Genomic DNA, 18,497 nt, shown 5'->3' with positions numbered 1-18,497 from the left:
GGTCAGCCGCGCCCGTGCCTGCGTCGACGCCGGATGATCTCCACGACGCTCATTGCGCTCCCGACGGCCAGGAGCACCACGGCCCAACCGAGCGGGCCGCCGATGTCCGTTCCCGTGCCCGAGAGCGCTCCGCTCGCGCTCGGTTCGCCGCCGCCGGACGGCGGTACCGGGGCAGGTTCGTTGATCGTGATGTCCGCGGAGGCCTCACCCGTCTCCGGGGTGGGGTCTGGTGTCGTGGTGGCGGCGACTGCGTGGTTCGGGTAGTCGCCCGATGCGGTCGCCTGCGCTGTCACATGGATGGCGATGCTCGACCCGGGGCTCAGCGTTCCGAAGTCGCAGGAGACGGCGGTCTGGATGAGCGTGCAACGGGTGTCATCGACGGTGAGCGCGACGATTCCCTGCGGCATCGGGTCATCGAGCTGCACGTTCTCTGCGTCAGCGGGGCCATTGTTGCCGACTGTGAGGGTGTAGGTGAAGACGTCGCCGACATGCGCGGCGGGCGTGCTCACGGTCTTGGAGAGGGTGACCACGGCCGGCAGGGGTGACACCGTGACGACGGCCGATTGGGCGTTGTTCGTCAGGTCCGGGTCGAATGGAGTGCTGCCGGTCCGGTCGGAGGCGGCGGTGTTTATGAAGGTGCCGAGTGTCGAGGCCGTTGCGACGATGGTCAGCGTCTCCTCGGGGCCGGCCTGCCGGACAGGCGGCACGGGGTCGAGACTGTCGAGCGTCCACGCGCCGGTAGCCGGGTCGTACGCCCCCGCGCTCTGCGTGGCCGAGACCAGCGTCATACCTGCGGGCACCAGGTCGTCGACCTGTACGACACCGGCAGGGTCGGGGCCGAGATTGGTGACAGTGACATGGAAGGTGACCGTGTCACCCAGCTGGGCCTGGGGCGCATCCACCGCCTTCTGCACGCGGATATCGGCGGCAGGAACGTGCAGGCTGGCGCTGGCTTCATTGTTCGTGAAGTCAGGGTCGATCGTCTGCCGGTCATCGACGATGACGTCGTTGCCGAACCAGCCCGATTGGGCGCGGACGAGGACATCGACGGTGAGTGTCAGGCTGCCGCCCGATGGTATGCCGCCGAGGTTCCATAGCCGCGTGGCGGGGTCGAAGGTGGTGCCCGGTGGCGCGGTGAAACCAGTGATGTCCGCCGCCGGCATGAGCGGATCGAAAGCGTAGGAGTCGAGCGAGGCGTTGGGCCCGTTGTTCGTGACCGTCACGGTGTAGGTCACCGTCTGCCCTGGGCGGGCGACGACAGGCGCGACCGATTTCGAGATCGTCAGGTCTGCAAGTCGCACGATGTCCAGGTCGACCGAGTCGCTGTTGTTGGACGGGTCGGCGTCGCTCTGGGTCAGCGACTCCAGCCCGACCGTATTGGTGGTGTGCCCGGTGGTGCTGGCGATCACCCGGATGATCAGCACGGCCGACGCGCCCGGAGCGAGCGTGCCCACCGTCCACTCGCCCGTGGCCGGATCGTAGGTGCCGTCGCCGGTCGCGGACACGAACGTCAGGTTCGACGGGAGCTGGTCGCGCAGCATGACATCGGTGGCGGTCGCCGGCGTCGCGAGCGGATTGTTCGTGGCCGTGACGGTGAACTCGGCGAGCGAGTTCAAGGGCAGGCGGGTGCTCGGGCCGCCCTGGAGGAGGCTGATGGCCTTCGTCACCCCGATATCGACGGTCGGTTGCGCTGTGGTCACCGTGGCCGAGGAGGAGTTGTTGTCCTCGTTCGGGTCGGTGACGATGGGGTCGCGCATCGTGGCCGTGTTCACCTGGGTGCCCGCGTCATCCACCGTCGCAGTGACGATCGCTTTCAGGGTCTCGCCCGGCGCGAGGGCGCCGATGGTCCACCGCCCCGTAGCGAGGTCGTACGTTCCCCGGTCGACGGTGACAGCGGTCGCGGTGATGCCGGGCGGCAGCAGGTCATCGACGAACGCGCCGGTTACGGCCTCGGGACCGTTGTTGCTCGCGGCGAGCTGGTAGGTGACCGTGTCGCCTACGACTGCCGTCTGCGGAAAGACGTTCTTGACGATCGTGAGATCGGCGATCGGCGGGCGCACGACCAGATCGGCAGTGCTGGAGTTGTTGGACGGGTTCGGATCAGGCGGCGTCGAGCCCGCACGGATGACCGCGAGGTTCGTAGAGGTATCGACGATCGTGGTGGTCACAGTGATGTCCAGTGTCACGACCTGACCGACCGCCAGGCTCCCGATGGACCAGGTGAATGTCGCTGGGCTGTAGGAGCCGTCGCCGGTCGCCGAGACGAACGTCAGTGAGCCGGGCAGAGTATCCAGAACGGCCGCATTCGTGGCGGCGAAGGGCCCGAGGTTCGTCACCGTGAGACGGAATGTCGCGTGGCTTCCGACCGGAACCGAGGCGTTCCCCACGACCGTCTTCGTGATCGCGAGGTCGGCGGTCTGCACGATGGGGTTGAGGGTGACGCTTGCCTTATCGTTCGCCGGGTTGGTGTCGATCTGCGTCATCCCGGTGCGCGAGGCCGCGTTCGCGATGGCCGTGATCGACCGAACGGTCGCGACGATGCTGAGGGTCGCCGAGCCGCCGACAGGGATGCTCGGGATCGCCCGCGCACCTGTCGCCGGATTGTAGGTGCCAGAACTCGGGGTGCTGGACACGTAGACGAGCCGGGAGTCCGGCCCGTAGTTCGGCACCTGGTCGGTGACGACGACATTGGTTGCGACGCTCGGCCCGTTGTTGGTGGCGGTGACGGTGAACGTCACGTCGTCTCCGACCAGCGGAGTGGAGTCGTTGACGATCTTGGTGACGCCGACGTCCGTTGCGACCGGGATCTGGGCCGTCGCAGGCGGTGAGGTGACCGTCTGCCCGATCGGTGTCACCGCGGTGACGGTGGCGGTGTTGACGAGGAAACCCTGCGCGTTCAGCTGCGCCGCGGTGATGACGTGGCTTCCCGTGCAGGTCATCTGCGCTCCGGGGGCGAGCGTACCCAGTGGGCAGCTGATCGCGCCGGCGCTCATCCTGTTGTCCGTGAGCGTGAACGTGCTCAGGGTGGAGCCACCGGTGTTCTGAACTACGTACTGAAAACTCACCTGCTGGCCGACCGCGTACGGGGCGGGCGTGGTCACCGCTTTGCTGAGGGCGACGGATGAGGTCAACGAGACGGTCGCGCTGGCTTCCGGCGAGGTCACCGGTCCTGCCGCGCTCGCCGCATTGGCCGTGGCCGTGTTGAGGATGCTGCCGGCCGCGGCATCGGCCGCCGTCACCACGTAACTGCCGCGGCAGGTCGTCGAGGACCCGACGGCGGGCGCCGGCTGCAGCGTCGTGAGCGCGCAGGCAATGGAGGCGGTCGGTATGCGGCTGTCCGCGATCGACAGGGCGCTGACCGGAATGGTCCCGGCATTCGTCACCGTGTACTGGTACGGGATGCTCGTCCCGGGCACGATGACGGCGGGAAGTGTGCCCGCCGTGCGGTCGACCTGCTTCTCGAGCTGCAGCTGGGGCAGCGGGAGAATCGTCTGGATGTTCGCCGCCCGGATCAGGTGCACGTCGTTGCTTCCGCCGGTGGATGCGCTCAGACCGAACTTGTACGTGGACGGCGTGTTCGGTGGGGCCGGGATGTTCAGCTCGGTGATCCACGGACCCGTCGGTGTGTAACGCACCTGGACGATCACCCGCGGGATCGGATTCGCGACGGTCACGGGTGTGATCTGGATGTTCACTGTGCGCAGCGACCCGGTGAGCGTGCTGGCACGAAGGGTGCCGGATCCGCCGTTCAGTGTCGTGCCCGGCTTGTTCGCGTTGGTCACCGGCGTCCGGACGGTCGCTCCCAGCAGGCAGTAGCCGCTCGTGCCTGCACCGGGTCCGCGCAACGAGATGACGTTCGGGGCGATCGCGCCGGATGACGTGCTTGGCGATCGCTGCCCGGCCGGGCATCCGGAACCGCGCGCTTCGCCGTCGTCCCAGAAGTTGCCGAACGCGTCCAGCCCGACCCCGAGATAGCCGCCCACGATTCCCGGTTCGTTGTCGCGCTGCGCATAGCCGAGGCTCCCGCCGAGCCCGCCCGTTGCGGTCAGCGAGGTCGACCCGTCGACCAGGAAGAAGCCGATCCCGTCGGCGCCGTTCCCGCCGTACTGGAACTGGTCGAACGTGATCGAGATGCCCGCCGACGCCGGAACCGGCTTGTTGTAGAGGACGCTACCCCCCGCGTTGCCTGCGAGGTCGGTCAGCTGCAGGTAGCCGGGGGTCACGCCGAGACCGGGGAGGGTCGCTCCGCCGTTGCGGTGCGCGCCGCAGTTCGGGATCTGCGCCGAACCAGCTGGCGGCGTCGACCCGGCGGCGGCACCGGTGAGGCAGGCGTCGCCCTGCACGGTCCACGCCGGGTCGGGAGCACTCGCTCCGGTGAACGTCTCGGTCACGATGGTCGAACCGCCGGTGGGGGGATCGGCGTGCGCGAGGAGTGCCGGCGCGATGAGCACTCCGGCCGCGACGAGCGCGACGATGGTGCCTCCAGCGGCAACCGCACGTACTCCCATATCGCGCCTCCCCAGGTGACGACGACAATGCTCAAGTGAAACACACCCGCTAGGCGAGTGGCTAGACGTGGCCTTGTGGGATGCTGCGCTCATCTCCGAGGGGCACGCCCTGGTCCGCGAGCGGCTGGCTTCCGGTCGCGCGCCCGGGCGGTATCAGTTGTTGGCCGCGATCAACGCGGTGCACACCGACGGCACAGCGACCGACTGGGCGCAGGTCGTCGCGCTCTACGATCAGCTGGTGGCGCTCGACCCTTCTCCGATCGTGCAGCTCAACCGGGCCATCGCGGTCGGCGAGTGCGACGGCCCCGACAGGGGACTCGCACTGGTCGACCGGCTCGCGGACGAGCTCAACGGGTATCACCCCTTCCATGCGGCTCGGGCGCTGTCGCTCGGACGTCTCGGCCGGGACGCCGAGGCGCGGGAGGCGTACGGTGCCGCGAGTACGCTCGCGGAGAACTCCGCCGAGATCGCGTACCTCGAGCGGCGCCGGTCGGAGCTCGGCTCCACGGGACTGTGAGTGACACCCGCTCGGAAAGCAACGATTGAGCCAGTGGGATCAGCGGATTAGGTTTGCTGACCGGGGGCACACGCCCCGGACGGGGCGGGGCGTATGGCCGAGCGGATCAGTTCCAGGCAGTTCCACGACGCGCCGGGCACGAGTGGCTGGCATGTCTTGTACGGCGGCGCCCAGATCGTGTTCGCGACCGGGTCGTTTGCGATCGGAGTGGAGTTCATCCGCCGCATCGCCCTGGAGATTGTCACCCTGGGCCGAGAGCCCGACGTCGATCTCCGGCCGGAGGTGGTCGTCGTCCGTACCGCGGCATCGGTTAACGGGCAGCTTGACACCATCGATGCTGAGCTCGCCCATTGCGTCTCGGCGATCGCCGAAGACATGGGCATCGAGCCCGATCCGTCGAGGCTGCACACGATTCAGATCGCCGTCGCCGAGGCCGAGGGGGTGCGCACCCGCGACTTCTGGGTCGCTGCGCTGGGATACGAGGAGGTGGGCGGACTCCTAGTGGACCCGTTGCGGCGCGGGCCGCGGCTGTGGTTCGACGAGATCGCCGTGCCCGGCCGCGGCCGGACACACATCGACGTGGCCGTCCCGAGGGACCGGGCCGAAGCACGGGTCGCCGCCGTCGAAGCGGCGGGCGGCCGTCTGGCCGACGGATCGCACGCTCCGGACTGGTGGACCCTGGCGTCCCCGGACAATCACGGCATCGACATCGCGGCGTGGGGAGATGTGGACGGCTGATCGAGGTCGCACAACGCCCTGTGCTGACAACTCATCCCCGACAACGAGCTGGGCGTCGGCGATCACGGCGCGCACCAGCGGGTTGCAAGAGCTCCGTCAGTAAGCCGGCGAGGTCGTCGACCAGCCGCGGGACCCGGTTTCCGTGGGTGGAACGACGGTCACGTTGCAAGCCGAATCAGGCGCTTGCACTTAGTGATGGCAATCGCTTCCGAACCCTCACGGACGCGACGGATTTGGTGCGGCGTTCAAAACGGCGTGGAACAGGTAGTTCGTCGATCGCTGCTACCTCCGTTAGTTGCACTGCGAGGGCGGAATACGTCCCTGTGCGATGAGCTGTCCCAATTCGTTCCCGACATTGAATGCCTGCCCTGTCATGGCGATCGTCCTCTTGGTCGATTGAGTGGGGTGGTCGTGGGGCAGGGTCGACGTCATCGGAGTCTGATCCTGCCCGACTGGACGCGCGGCATGCGCGGCCGCAGGCTTGGGTAGCGTCTGAGCCGAACTCGTCGCGCAGCGCGTATCCACTTCGTATTGCACGGATTGCCCAGCAGAGGGACGCGGGTCTACCGTGGGCAGATGGTGGGGCGAAATCGCGCGCTGATGCGCATCGAGAGCGGGCTCGTCGGACTGGCGGCTGTCGTCGCCATGACAGCATGCAGCACGATGGCGGTGGGGTCCTCGCCGAGCGATTCGCCGGCGTCCTCGGCGCCCATCCCGCATGGCTCGATCGTTGACGACCTCACGCCATTGCACGGGGCGAGCGTGCAGTGGTTGGGACCGCCCACGAAGGCGGTCATAGTCAGTCAGGCAGCCGCATCCGGCCTGCTGAGCATGCCCTGGGTTCTGGTCTCGCTGTCCGCCGATCATCGGTTGGCGGAGATCGTGGCGGTGGGCGGTAACGGCGGCAACGGGGGGTGTGTTTCACCCGCCGGCGTGCGCATCGAGCGACGCTCTGGCGCCGTGACGCTCACCGCGCTCAGCCGCCAGGGGCCCGACCAGGCATGTACGGCGATGCTCGCCCTGCAGCATCTGACCGTAGAGCTGCCGGTCGCAGTGGGCGGCGGAGTCCGACTGATCCACCCGCCGACGGATCCGGACTGGAGCAACCCGGCCTTCCTCGCCGGCTTCACCTAGATCGAGCCCTCAGTCGTCGTAGGGCGCCTCAAGCCGATGAGCAGCGCGGTCCCCTCACTCGCCGGGCTGCGATTAGCCGCGATGAACGCCTGCGCTCAGCGCTGATCGGCGACCGAAAATCCAACCGAGGACCGCCGCAACAATCAGCAGACCGGCGATGCAGCAGGCGGCGCCGGCAGCCCGCTCAAGCGTCACTGGGTACATCCCGGAGAAGTCGAACGATGTCGCGTTCGCACCGGAGAAGAACCCGAACGTTCCGAACGATGCAGGCGCGAACAGCAGCACTCCTGCGCCGACCACGACCATGACCACGGCTACCGCCAACAGCACCCACAACACGATTCGCCCCTGCATGAGCTCAGAGTAGCTGAGCGATGCGCGGTCTCTTCCGAGTGCCCCTGAGTGGGGCGTCAGCGCTCTCGCGCTCACCGGTTGCAGCGCCGCCTCCTCTTCGTCTTCCTCGGGCTCGAAAAGCAGCTCCGCTGCCGAGCCCACCACGGAGGCCGCCAAGGCCCCCGACCTGACCGGCTCCTGGAAGCAGACGAACTCCGCGAGCACGGACAGCTACCAGGCCGCCGAGATCACCGGCGACGTCATCACGATCAACTGGGTGAGCAACGGCGGAGACACGAAGTCGATCTACTGGATCGGGACCTTCACGGCGCCGACCGACGCGAACACTCCATATGAGTGGACGTCGACGCGCGACAAGGCCGCCACCGATTCGGCAATGCTGACGTCGCAGGACGACACCAAGGTGTTCACATTCCAGGACGACACCATCAGCTACTCGGCCAGCGCCCTCGGCACCACGACCACCGTCAAGCTCAAGAAGGACTGAGCATCACAGGAGAACGATCGAGCCCGGGCATCCGGCCCGGGTTTTTTCGCGCGCCCGGGCGGCGCGGATTACCCCACTAAAGTTGAATCGTCCAACAACGAACTTTAGGAGTGGAAAAGGTGGCTGACGGCTTCGAGCTCTTCACCGACCGTTCCGTTGTCGCAATGCGCGTCAACGGCGAATTGAAAGATCTCGCGACGCAGGTCACTACCACCGACACCGTCGAGCCGGTCACGATCGACTCGCCGGACGGGCTGGGCATCCTTCGCCACTCCGCCGCCCACGTGCTCGCGCAGGCCGTGCAGTCGATCAACCCGGAGGCGAAGCTCGGCATCGGCCCGCCCATCACCGACGGCTTCTACTACGACTTCGATGTCGCCGAGCCGTTCACGCCGGAAGACCTCAAGGCTCTCGACAAGGAGATGGCGCGCATCGTCCGCGCCGGCCAGCGTTTCGTGCGCCGGGTCGTCACCGATGAGCAGGCGCGCGCCGAACTCGCCGGCGAGCCGTACAAACTCGAGCTCATCAGCCTCAAGGGCGGCAGCGAGCCCGGCGACACCGCCGCGTTCGAGGCGGGGGAGAGCGTCGAGGTAGGCGGCGCCGAGCTGACCATCTACGACAACGTCGACCCCAAGACGGGCGAGACCGTCTGGAAAGACCTCTGCCGCGGACCCCACCTGCCCAACACCCGGATGATCGGCAACGGTTACGCGCTCACCCGCGTGGCTGCCGCATACTGGCGCGGCTCCGAGAAGAACAAGCAGCTGCAGCGCGTGTACGGCACGGCGTGGCCGACCAAGGACGAACTGCGGGCGTACCAGGCGCGCATGGAGGAGGCCGCCAAGCGCGACCACCGCAAGCTCGGCACCGAGCTCGACCTCTTCAGCTTCCCCGACGAGATCGGCTCCGGCCTCGCTGTCTTCCACCCGAAGGGCGGAATCATCCGCCGCCAGATGGAGGACTACTCCCGCGCCGCGCACGAGCGCGCCGGTTACGAGTTCGTCTACACGCCTCACATCACCAAGGGGGCGCTCTTCGAGGAGTCCGGCCACCTCGGCTGGTACAAGGACGCGATGTTCCCGGCGATGCACCTCGACGAGGCGCGCAACGAAGAGGGCGAGATCACCCGCCAGGGCGCCGACTACTACCTCAAGCCGATGAACTGCCCGATGCACATCCTCGTGTACCGGTCGCGCGGCCGTTCCTACCGCGAGCTCCCGCTGCGGCTGTTCGAGTTCGGAACGGTCTACCGCAACGAGAAGTCGGGCGTCATCCACGGCCTCACCCGCGTCCGCGGCCTCACCATGGACGACGCGCACATCTTCACGTCGAAGGAGCGCATGAAGGAGGAGCTGACCAAGACGCTCACCTTCGTGCTCGACCTGCTGCGCGACTACGGTCTGACCGACTTCTACCTCGAGCTCTCCACCAAGGACCCCGACAAGTACGTCGGAAGCGACGAGGTGTGGGAGGAGGCGACGGAGACGCTCGCCGAGGTCGCCCGCGAGTCCGGTCTCGAGCTCGTGCCCGACCCGGGCGGCGCCGCGTTCTACGGTCCGAAGATCTCCGTGCAGGCGCGGGACGCGATCGGCCGCACCTGGCAGATGTCCACCGTGCAGCTCGACTTCAACCTGCCCGAGCGCTTCGGCCTCGAGTACACCGCGCCCGATGGCAGCAAGCAGCAGCCGGTCATGATCCATCGCGCTCTGTTCGGCTCCATCGAACGCTTCTTCGGCGTGCTCACCGAGCATTACGCCGGGGCGTTCCCGGTGTGGCTGTCGCCTGTCCAGGTGGTGGGCATCCCTGTCGCGGACAACTACGGCCCGTTCCTCGACGACGTCATCGCGCGGCTGCGCGACCGCGGCGTCCGGGCCGAGGTCGACCACTCCGACGACCGGATGCAGAAGAAGATCCGCACCCACACCAAGCTGAAGGTGCCGTACCAGCTCATCGTGGGCGAAGAGGATGCGGCGGCCGGCACGGTCAGCTTCCGGTTCCGCGACGGCACCCAGCGCAACGGCGTCACCGTCGACGAGGCGATCGACCGCATCGTCGGCTCGATCGAGAAGCGCGAGCAGGTCGACACGGCATGGCTCGACTGAGCGTCGACGACTACGCGGGCCAGGCGGGCGGGGGAGACGAGGGCGCATCCGAACAGGTGCGCATCGACGACCCCGGCTACCTGGTCGGCGTGCCCGACGAGTTCCAGCGGCTGTGGACCCCGCACCGGATGGTCTACATCCAGCACGGCCAGCAGCCGGGCAAAGACGACTGCCCGTTCTGCGTGGCCCCGACGATGAGCGACGAGGATGCTCTCATCGTGGCCCGCGGAAAGTACGCGTACGCCCTGCTGAACCTCTTCCCGTACAACAGCGGACACGTGCTGGTGTGCCCGTACCGGCACTTCGCCCTGTACGACGAGGCCACGCCGGAGGAGGTCGCTGAGATCGGGAGCATCACGCAGACCGCGATGCGCGTCATCCGGGAGGTCTCGAAGAACGACGGCTTCAACATCGGGCTCAACCAGGGCGCCATCGCGGGAGCGGGCATCGCCGCGCACCTGCACCAGCACATCGTTCCGCGGTGGGCGCAGGATGCGAACTTCCTGCCGATCATCGCCAAGACCAAGGCCCTGCCGCAGCTGCTCGGAGAGGTGCGGAAGGCCATCGCGGACGCCTGGCCGGCGGATGAGCCGGCCGATCGCTCCGAGTAGAATCGAACAAGCGTCGTCCGCGGCCGTGCAGGCCGCGGGCATAGGGGTGTGCCGCATGAGGTAGCGGCACCGAGAGAGGACACAGTGAGCGACACAAACACCGCCGACCAGTTCGGATCCAACCGCGTCAAGCGCGGTCTGGCCGAGATGCTGAAGGGCGGCGTCATCATGGACGTCGTGACGGCCGAGCAGGCCCGCATCGCAGAAGATGCCGGAGCCGTCGCCGTCATGGCGCTCGAGCGGGTTCCCGCCGACATCCGGGCCCAGGGCGGCGTCGCCCGCATGAGCGACCCCGACCTCATCGAGGCCATCATCGCCGAGGTGTCCATCCCCGTCATGGCGAAGGCCCGCATCGGCCACTTCGTCGAGGCGCAGGTGCTGCAGGCCCTCGACGTCGACTACATCGACGAGTCGGAGGTGCTGAGTCCGGCCGACTACGTCAACCACATCGACAAGTGGGGCTTCACCGTTCCTTTCGTCTGCGGTGCGACCAACCTGGGTGAGGCGCTTCGCCGCATCAACGAGGGCGCCGCCATGATCCGCTCGAAGGGCGAGGCCGGCACCGGCGACGTCTCGGAGGCGACCAAGCACATCCGCAAGATCAAGTCGGAGATCGCCGCGCTCAGCGCGATGAGCAAAGACGAGCTGTACGTCGCGGCCAAGGAGCTGCAGGCTCCGTACGCCCTCGTGGCCGAGATCGCCGAGACCGGAAAGCTCCCCGTGGTGCTGTTCACCGCCGGCGGCGTCGCCACGCCCGCCGATGCGGCCATGATGATGCAGCTCGGCGCCGACGGCGTGTTCGTCGGATCGGGCATCTTCAAGTCGGGCAATCCGGAGCAGCGCGCGGCCGCGATCGTCAAGGCCACCACGTTCTACGACGACCCTTCGGTGATCGCCGAGGTGTCGCGCGGATTGGGCGAGGCCATGGTCGGGATCAACGTGTCCGACCTCGCAGCGCCGCACCGCCTCGCCGAGCGTGGCTGGTAGCACCAGAGTCGGCGTCCTCGCCCTGCAGGGCGATTTCCGCGAACACATCGCGGTCCTGCGCGGCCTCGGCGCCGACGCTGTGCCGGTGCGCCGCCCCGCCGAACTGGCGGAGATCGCCGGCCTGGTCATCCCCGGGGGCGAGTCGAGCGTGATGGACAAGCTGTCACGCACGTTCGGTCTCGCGGAGCCGCTCAAGGCTGCCATCGCCGGGGGACTGCCGGTGTACGGCACGTGCGCCGGTCTGATCATGCTGGCCGACCGCATCCTGGACGGGATCGCCGGGCAGCAGACGCTCGGCGGCCTCGACGTGTCCGTGCGCCGCAACGCGTTCGGCTCGCAGCTCGACTCGTTCGAGACCGACCTCGACATCCCGGCGGTCGGCGCCCGGCCCATGCACGCCGTGTTCATCCGCGCGCCCATCGTGGAGAGTGTCGGCGACGAGGCGACCCCGCTCGCCAGGCTCGCCGACGGCCGGGTGGTCGCGGTCGAGCAGGGGTCGCTGATCGGCACCTCGTTCCACCCCGAGATGACCGGCGACACCCGCTTCCACGAGTATTTCCTCCGCAAGGTGCTCGCGGCCTGAGGCCCTGCCGCCGCACACAGGCGACCGGATGCTCGAAGCGGACGGCGCATCCGGATGACCGCCGGGCGGGGGAGTCGTGCGGAGCGAGACGACCACTCGTCCTACAATGGTCAGGATCTTCAGACGTATTCGAGGGAGCACAGTGTCCGGGCATTCCAAATGGGCGACGACCAAACACAAGAAGGCCGTGATCGACGCGCGTCGCGCGAAGTCGTTCGCGAAGCTCATCAAGAACATCGAGGTCGCGGCCAAGATGGGCGGCGCCGACCTCTCGGGCAACCCGACGCTGGTCGACGCTATCCAGAAGGCCAAGAAGACCTCCGTCCCCAACGACAACATCGACCGCGCGGTCAAGCGCGGTGCCGGTCTCACCGGCGAGAGCATCGACTACGCGACGATCATGTACGAGGGCTACGGCCCCAACGGGGTCGCCCTCCTGATCGAGTGCCTCACCGACAACAAGAACCGTGCGGCGGCGGATGTGCGCACCGCGATGACCCGCAACGGCGGCACCATGGCCGACCCGGGCAGCGTGTCGTACAACTTCCACCGCAAGGGCGTCATCGTCGTCCCCCACTCCGACGGCCTGAGCGAAGACGATGTGCTCGTCGCCGTGCTCGACGCCGGCGCCGAAGAGGTGACCGATCGCGGCGAGAGCTTCGAGGTCCTCACCGAGGCAACCGACATGGTGGGCGCCCGTGCCGCGTTACAGGCTGCCGGCATCGACTACGACTCGGCCGACGTCGAGTTCGTGGCGACCGTCAACGTCGAGGCGGACGCCGAGACGGCCCGCAAGGTGTTCCGCCTGATCGACGCGCTCGAAGACTCCGACGACGTGCAGAACGTCTACACCAACCTCGATCTGTCGGCCGAGGTCCAGGCCGAGCTCGAGGCCGAGTAAGCCAGCGGCATGCCGGCCACGTCGATGCGGGTTCTCGGCATCGACCCGGGCCTGACGCGCTGCGGCGTCGGCATCGTGGACGTGCGTGCCGACCGTCGCGCCACGCTGGTGGAGGTGACGGTCATCCGCACCCCGCCGTCCATGCCGTTGGAGGAGCGACTGCTCGCCGTCGGGAACGGGATCGAGGAGCTGCTGGATACCCACGGCCCCGCCGTCGTCGCCATCGAGCGGGTCTTCGCACAGCACAACCTGCGAACGGTGATGGGCACGGCCCAGGTGAGTGGCGTGGCGCTTCACGCGGCCGCCAAGCGGGGACTCCCGGTGGCGCTGCACACACCGAGCGAGGTGAAGGCGGCCATCACCGGATACGGGTCGGCCGACAAGAAGCAGGTGCAGGCGATGGTGGCGCGCATCCTGGGCCTGGCGGAGGTGCCGAAGCCGGCCGACGCCGCGGATGCCCTCGCGATCGCGATCTGCCACGCCTGGCGGGGGGCTCCCGCCACGGCATCCGGGGCCGGCGGAGCCGATCTCACGCCGGCGCAGGCGGCATGGCGCGCCGCGGAACGCTCCAGCGGCCGTGCGTCGGCGGTGCCCCGTAGGCTGGCCAGGTGATCTCCTCCCTCCGCGGCACCGTGCTCTCTGCGAGCGGCGGCACGGCCGTGATCGAGGTCGGCGGAGTCGGCTTCTCGGTGCAGCTGACCCCCGACCACGTGCTGTCCCTGCGCATCGGCGATGAGGCGTTCGTGATGACCTCGCTGATCGTGCGTGAAGACGCGCTCTCGCTGTTCGGCTTCGCCGACGTCGAGCAGCTGCAGGTGTTCGAGCTGCTCACGGGCGTCTCCGGAGTCGGTCCCAAATCGGCGATCGGCGTACTGTCGGTGCTGTCGCCCGACCAGATCGCCGAGGCGGTGGCGGCCGACGACGACGCGCCGTTCCGCAAGGTGTCGGGCATCGGCCCCAAGACGGCGAAGCTCATCGTGGTGTCGCTCTCGGGCAAGCTCGTCGTGACGCGGCGTGCGCCCGTGGCACGCGCATCCGCTGCCCCGTCGTCGGTCGGCGACAGCGTCCTGGTGGCACTGGTCGGCCTGGGCTGGCCGGAGAAGGTCGCCGCTGAAGCCGTCGCCGAGGTGATCACGGACACCGACGAGAAGCTGCGCGACAGCGTCCAGACGCTGCTGCGGCTCACCCTCGCTCGGCTCGGCCCGGCCAAGCAGACCGGGAGGGTGTGATCGTGAGCGACGAAGAAGACCTCACTGCGCCCGAGCTCGAGTCGGAGTCGGAGCTGGCGTTCGAGGGCGCGCTGCGTCCCCGGTCGCTCGCCGAGTTCGTCGGCCAGGCCAAGGTGCGCGGTCAGCTGCAGCTCCTCCTGACCGCGGCGAAGATGCAGGACCGCACCGCCGACCACATCCTGCTCGCCGGGCCGCCCGGCCTCGGCAAGACGACGCTCGCCATGATCGTGGCCCACGAGAGCGGCCGCCCGTTGCGTCTCTCGAGCGGTCCCGCAATCCAGCACGCGGGCGACCTCGCTGCCCTGCTCTCCTCGCTGACGCCGGGGGAGGTGCTCTTCATCGACGAGATCCACCGCATGGCCCGCTCCGCCGAGGAGATGCTGTACCTCGCGATGGAAGACTTCCGCATCGACATCATGGTCGGAAAAGGCGCAGGCGCCACCTCGATCCCGCTCGACCTCGCGCCGTTCACCCTGGTCGGCGCCACGACACGGTCGGGGCTGCTGCCGAATCCGCTGCGCGACCGCTTCGGATTCACGGCCCACCTGGAGTTCTACGACGAGAGCGAACTCAGCCAGGTCCTGCAGCGCGCGGCCGTCCTGCTCGACTTCGATGTCGACAAGAGCGCACTCGCCGAGATCGCCGGACGCTGCCGCGGAACTCCGCGCATCGCCAACCGGCTGCTGCGCCGGGTGCGCGACTTCGCGCTGGTGCACGGCCGCAGGGCCGACATCGACGCCGTGCGGGCGGCCCTCGAGCTCTACGACGTGGATGCTCTGGGACTCGACCGCCTCGACCGCGCCGTCCTTCACGCCATCCTCGAGCGCTTCGACGGGGGACCGGTCGGACTGAACACCCTCGCCGTCTCGGTTGGAGAAGAGGCGGAGACCATCGAATCGGTGGTGGAGCCGTTCCTGGTGCGCATCGGACTGCTCTCCCGCACCCCCAGAGGGCGGGTCGCGACACCGTCGGCATGGCGCCATTTCGGGCTGGAGCACCCGCAGCAAGCACTCTCACAGCAACCATCACTGATGGATGACTTATAATTCAAGCTGGCCTGTCGGCCAACCATTCTCAATCGATTGAAGCGGCCCTGCGTCGCGCACCGGAAGGTAACCCCACCTCATGGGTGACACAACTCTGACCATTGTCATGGTCGTCGTACTGGCGGCCCTGATCTTCTTCATGTTCCGCAACAGCCGCAAGCGTCAGAAGGAGGCGGCTCAGACGCGTTCGAAGATGGTCCCCGGCGTTGAGGTGATGACGAACTTCGGTCTCTACGGCACCCTCCTGTCCGTCAACGAGGACGACAACACCGCCCTCATCGAGACCAGCCCCGGCACCGTCGTGAAGGTCCACCGCCAGGTTCTCGCCCGCGTGGTGGAGCCCAAGGCCGAGGAGACCACCGAGATCGAGGCTCCCGCAGCAGCCGAGCTCAACGAAGATCACGCCATCCCCCTGACGGAGCCGGAGTTCGGTGAGCGCGTCGACGACGCCTCCAAGAAGCCCGGCGCCAAGAGCGACGACTGACCCCATTTCCTGTGTGCCCACGTCTTCTCGGCGTGGGCACGCTCGTAGAAAGCTGAGTAATTAGTGGCAAAGTCGACCCCGGTCAAGAAGGCCTGGCGTTCACTCAGTTGGCTCGGCGCCATCGTCATCGTGCTTCTCGGCACGCTGACGGCCGGCGTCATCTGGAGCAACGCGACGTGGTTGCCCAAACTGGCTCTCGACCTCCAGGGCGGAACGCAGATCATCCTCGCCCCTCAGGTGGAGAACGGTCAGGCGATCGAGCAGCAGCAGCTCGACCAGGCGGTCTCGATCATCCGGCAGCGCATCGACGCATCCGGCGTCTCCGAGTCGGAGATCTCCACCGAGGGCTCGAAGAACATCGTCGTCTCGATCCCGGGAACGCCGGATCAGCAGACCCTCGACCGCATCAAGGCGAGCGCCAAGCTCGACTTCCGACCGGTGCTCATGACGAGCGGACCGACGAACGAGGTCGTCGGCGCCGACGGCAAGTCCACTCCGGCGCCGAGCCCGGCGCCCGGACTCCAGTCCACTCCGTCGACCAAGCCCACCAACGGCAGCGACCTCGCGTGGGTCACCCCGGCGCTGCAGGCGGAGTTCAACGCGTTCTCGTGCGACTCGCCCGAGGCCAAGACGACCAACGTCTCGCCGGCCGGAGAACCGCTGATCACGTGTGACGACCAGGGCACGGTGAAATACCTGCTCGGACCGGTCGAGGTCAAGGGTCAGGACATCTCCGACGCCAACAGCGGCCTGGTGCAGAGCTCGAGCGGCGTCAGCACCGGCCAGTGGGGCGTCAACATCATCTTCAACGGTGAGGGCACCAAGACCTTCGCCGACGTCACCACCCGGCTCAACGGACTGACCGGCGCCCAGAACCAGTTCGCCATCGTGCTCGACGGTAAGGTCATCTCGGCTCCGACCACGAACGCCGTCATCACCGACGGCCGGCCGCAGATCACGGGCAACTTCACGCAGGCCTCGGCCAAGACCCTCGCCGACCAGCTCAAGTTCGGCGCGCTGCCGTTCTCGTTCAAGGTGCAGAGCCAGGACACGATCTCGGCGACGCTGGGTTCGTCCCAGCTCCTCAGCGGCCTCATCGCCGGTCTGATCGGCCTCATCCTGGTCGCGATCTATACGCTGTTCCAATATCGCCTGCTCGGTTTCGTCACGATCGTCTCGCTCGTCGTGGCCGGCCTGCTCACCTATCTCACGATCGCACTGCTCTCGTGGCATTACGGCTATCGGCTCTCGTTGGCAGGTGTGGCGGGTCTGATCGTCGCGATCGGATTCACAGCCGACTCGTTCATCGTCTACTTCGAGCGAATACGAGACGAGCTGCGCGACGGCAGAGGCCTGGAGTCCGCCGTTGAGGCGGGCTGGAAGCGCGCGCAGCGCACGATCTACGCGTCGAAGGCCACCAACCTCCTCGCCGCCATCGTGCTCTACGTGCTGGCCGCGGCCAACGTTCGCGGGTTCGCGTTCACGCTCGGCCTGACGACCATCATCGACGTGCTCGTGGTGCTGCTGTTCACGCACCCGACGCTGCAGCTGCTCGCCACAACCAAGTTCTTCAACAGCGGCAACGCCTGGACGGGTCTCGACCCGCAATCGCTCGGAGCCGTCTACCGCGGCGCCGCGCAGTTCCGCAAGCCGGTCGCCGTGAGCACCGGCAAGGCGGCCGCCGCCAGCAAGGAAGCGGCACGCCGCCAGACCATCGCCGAGCGCAAGGCTGCCGAACTGGCCGCCGCCTCGTCGTCCTCGAGTAGCAAGAGCGGGGGGAAGGACTCCTGATGGCCAGTCGTCTCACCAAGTTCGGCAACGACCTCTACACCGGAGCTCGTTCCTTCGACTTCGTCGGCAAACGCAAAACCTGGTACGTGATCGCCGCTGTCATGGTGATCGTGTCGATCCTGATCCCGATCGTGCGCGGCGGGTTCAACTTCAGCATCGAGTTCCGCGGTGGCTCGCAGTTCACGATCAGCAATGTGCAGAACACCTCCCAGGCCACGGCTCAGGATGCACTGGCCAGCGTCGTCCCCAACGCGGTCGCTCACGTCACCACGGTCAACAACGACTCCGTTCGCGTGCAGACCGATCAGCTGACGGAGGCGCAGACCCGCCAGGTGGCCGACGCCCTCGCGAAGGGCTACGGGGTGCAGGCGACGGATGTCTCGTCGACCTTCATCGGCCCGTCGTGGGGCGCGGACGTGACCCGGCAGTCCATCCAGGGCATCATCGTGTTCCTGTTGCTGGCGTTCATCGCGATGGCGTTGTACTTCCGAACGTGGAAGATGTCGGCGGCGGCGATCATCTCGCTGTTCCACGACCTCATCATCACCGCGGGAATCTACGCGCTCGTCGGGTTCGAGGTCTCGCCCGCGACGATGATCGGCTTCCTGACCATCCTGGGCTACTCGCTCTACGACACCGTGGTGGTGTTCGACAAGGTGCGGGAGAACACGAAGGAAGAGCTCGAGCTCACCCGGCGGACGTTCGGCGAATCGGTCAACCTCGCGGTCAACCAGACGCTGGTGCGGTCGATCAACACCGCCGTCGTGGCGGTGCTGCCTGTCGCGTCGATCCTCTTCATCGGAGCGTTCGCCCTCGGCGCCGACACGCTGCGCGACATCTCGCTCGCGCTGCTCATCGGCATCATCGTCGGCACGTACTCGACGATCTTCCTGGCCGCGCCGATGTACTCGCAGTTCCGTGAGGGCGAGGCCGCCATCAAGAAGCACGACCAGAAGGTGCTCTCGATCCGTCCGAAGGCGTCCGTGCCGCAGCCCACGCCGGTCGCGGCGGAATAGAAGGTGCCC

General features: G+C 67.6%; 17 protein-coding genes. 15 read left to right on the top strand and 2 right to left on the bottom strand.

The window, feature by feature from the left end; translation table 11 throughout:
• Positions 1-2: 2 nt before the first annotated feature.
• Positions 3-4,508 carry a hypothetical protein gene (locus ACFVV5_RS05130; protein ID WP_387239931.1) on the bottom strand — a complete coding sequence of 1,502 codons (4,506 nt, stop codon included), beginning with the start codon at positions 4,506-4,508 and terminating at the stop codon, positions 3-5.
• A gap of 67 nt (positions 4,509-4,575) precedes the next feature.
• Here ACFVV5_RS05130 and ACFVV5_RS05125 point away from each other — a divergent pair, with 67 nt between their 5' ends.
• The 3 genes from ACFVV5_RS05125 to ACFVV5_RS05115 all read left to right on the top strand — a co-directional run bounded on the left by ACFVV5_RS05125 (position 4,576) and on the right by ACFVV5_RS05115 (position 6,897).
• Positions 4,576-5,025 (top strand): hypothetical protein, encoded by a 450-nt coding sequence (locus tag ACFVV5_RS05125; RefSeq protein ID WP_387239928.1) that lies wholly within the window; start codon positions 4,576-4,578, stop codon positions 5,023-5,025.
• A 93-nt stretch (positions 5,026-5,118) separates the two neighbouring features.
• Complete coding sequence (locus ACFVV5_RS05120; RefSeq protein ID WP_387239925.1) at positions 5,119-5,763, top strand: VOC family protein; 645 nt, start codon at positions 5,119-5,121, stop codon at positions 5,761-5,763.
• Positions 5,764-6,339: 576 nt separating this feature from the next.
• Positions 6,340-6,897: a hypothetical protein gene (locus ACFVV5_RS05115; RefSeq protein WP_387239921.1), complete on the top strand. Its 558-nt coding sequence runs from the start codon at positions 6,340-6,342 to the stop codon at positions 6,895-6,897.
• A gap of 72 nt (positions 6,898-6,969) precedes the next feature.
• Here ACFVV5_RS05115 and ACFVV5_RS05110 read toward each other — a convergent pair whose 3' ends face one another.
• Entirely contained in the window at positions 6,970-7,455 is a 486-nt protein-coding gene (locus ACFVV5_RS05110; protein ID WP_387239918.1) for a hypothetical protein, read from the bottom strand.
• A gap of 52 nt (positions 7,456-7,507) precedes the next feature.
• Between ACFVV5_RS05110 and ACFVV5_RS05105 the strand changes: the two genes are divergently transcribed.
• The 12 genes from ACFVV5_RS05105 to secF all read left to right on the top strand — a co-directional run bounded on the left by ACFVV5_RS05105 (position 7,508) and on the right by secF (position 18,488).
• Positions 7,508-7,738, top strand: coding sequence for a hypothetical protein (locus ACFVV5_RS05105; protein WP_387239915.1), 231 nt, complete (start codon positions 7,508-7,510; stop codon positions 7,736-7,738).
• A gap of 164 nt (positions 7,739-7,902) precedes the next feature.
• Entirely contained in the window at positions 7,903-9,840 is a 1,938-nt protein-coding gene (gene thrS, locus ACFVV5_RS05100; protein ID WP_387240122.1) for a threonine--tRNA ligase, read from the top strand.
• Entirely contained in the window at positions 9,828-10,451 is a 624-nt protein-coding gene (locus ACFVV5_RS05095) for an HIT family protein (protein ID WP_387239912.1), read from the top strand. Before thrS ends, ACFVV5_RS05095 begins: the two co-directional genes overlap by 13 nt.
• Before the next feature lie 84 nt (positions 10,452-10,535).
• Positions 10,536-11,438 (top strand): pyridoxal 5'-phosphate synthase lyase subunit PdxS, encoded by a 903-nt coding sequence (gene pdxS / locus ACFVV5_RS05090; RefSeq protein WP_387239909.1) that lies wholly within the window; start codon positions 10,536-10,538, stop codon positions 11,436-11,438.
• Positions 11,428-12,021, top strand: coding sequence for a pyridoxal 5'-phosphate synthase glutaminase subunit PdxT (gene pdxT, locus ACFVV5_RS05085; RefSeq protein WP_387239906.1), 594 nt, complete (start codon positions 11,428-11,430; stop codon positions 12,019-12,021). Before pdxS ends, pdxT begins: the two co-directional genes overlap by 11 nt.
• A gap of 142 nt (positions 12,022-12,163) precedes the next feature.
• A complete protein-coding gene (locus ACFVV5_RS05080; RefSeq protein WP_387239903.1) occupies positions 12,164-12,922 on the top strand; it encodes a YebC/PmpR family DNA-binding transcriptional regulator in 759 nt (252 codons plus the stop codon).
• A 24-nt stretch (positions 12,923-12,946) separates the two neighbouring features.
• Positions 12,947-13,534: a crossover junction endodeoxyribonuclease RuvC gene (gene ruvC / locus ACFVV5_RS05075; protein ID WP_387240119.1), complete on the top strand. Its 588-nt coding sequence runs from the start codon at positions 12,947-12,949 to the stop codon at positions 13,532-13,534.
• Positions 13,531-14,151 carry a Holliday junction branch migration protein RuvA gene (gene ruvA / locus ACFVV5_RS05070; RefSeq protein ID WP_387239900.1) on the top strand — a complete coding sequence of 207 codons (621 nt, stop codon included), beginning with the start codon at positions 13,531-13,533 and terminating at the stop codon, positions 14,149-14,151. Before ruvC ends, ruvA begins: the two co-directional genes overlap by 4 nt.
• Positions 14,152-14,153: 2 nt before the next feature.
• The gene (gene ruvB, locus ACFVV5_RS05065) at positions 14,154-15,197 is read left to right on the top strand and encodes a Holliday junction branch migration DNA helicase RuvB (RefSeq protein WP_387239898.1); all 1,044 of its coding nucleotides are present in this window, start codon (positions 14,154-14,156) and stop codon (positions 15,195-15,197) included.
• Between the two features lie 79 nt (positions 15,198-15,276).
• Positions 15,277-15,681 (top strand): preprotein translocase subunit YajC, encoded by a 405-nt coding sequence (gene yajC, locus ACFVV5_RS05060; RefSeq protein WP_387239895.1) that lies wholly within the window; start codon positions 15,277-15,279, stop codon positions 15,679-15,681.
• A gap of 63 nt (positions 15,682-15,744) precedes the next feature.
• Entirely contained in the window at positions 15,745-17,472 is a 1,728-nt protein-coding gene (gene secD / locus ACFVV5_RS05055) for a protein translocase subunit SecD (RefSeq protein WP_387239892.1), read from the top strand.
• Complete coding sequence (gene secF / locus ACFVV5_RS05050; protein WP_387239889.1) at positions 17,472-18,488, top strand: protein translocase subunit SecF; 1,017 nt, start codon at positions 17,472-17,474, stop codon at positions 18,486-18,488. The genes secD and secF overlap by 1 nt, the downstream gene beginning before the upstream one ends.
• Positions 18,489-18,497 lie beyond the last annotated feature (9 nt).

It is taken from the genome of Leifsonia sp. NPDC058248 (assembly GCF_042881905.1).
In the GTDB taxonomy this organism is placed as follows: domain Bacteria; phylum Actinomycetota; class Actinomycetes; order Actinomycetales; family Microbacteriaceae; genus Leifsonia.
The sequence above is the reverse complement of the archived record's forward strand: the minus strand, read 5'-3'. Positions and strand labels throughout refer to the sequence as shown.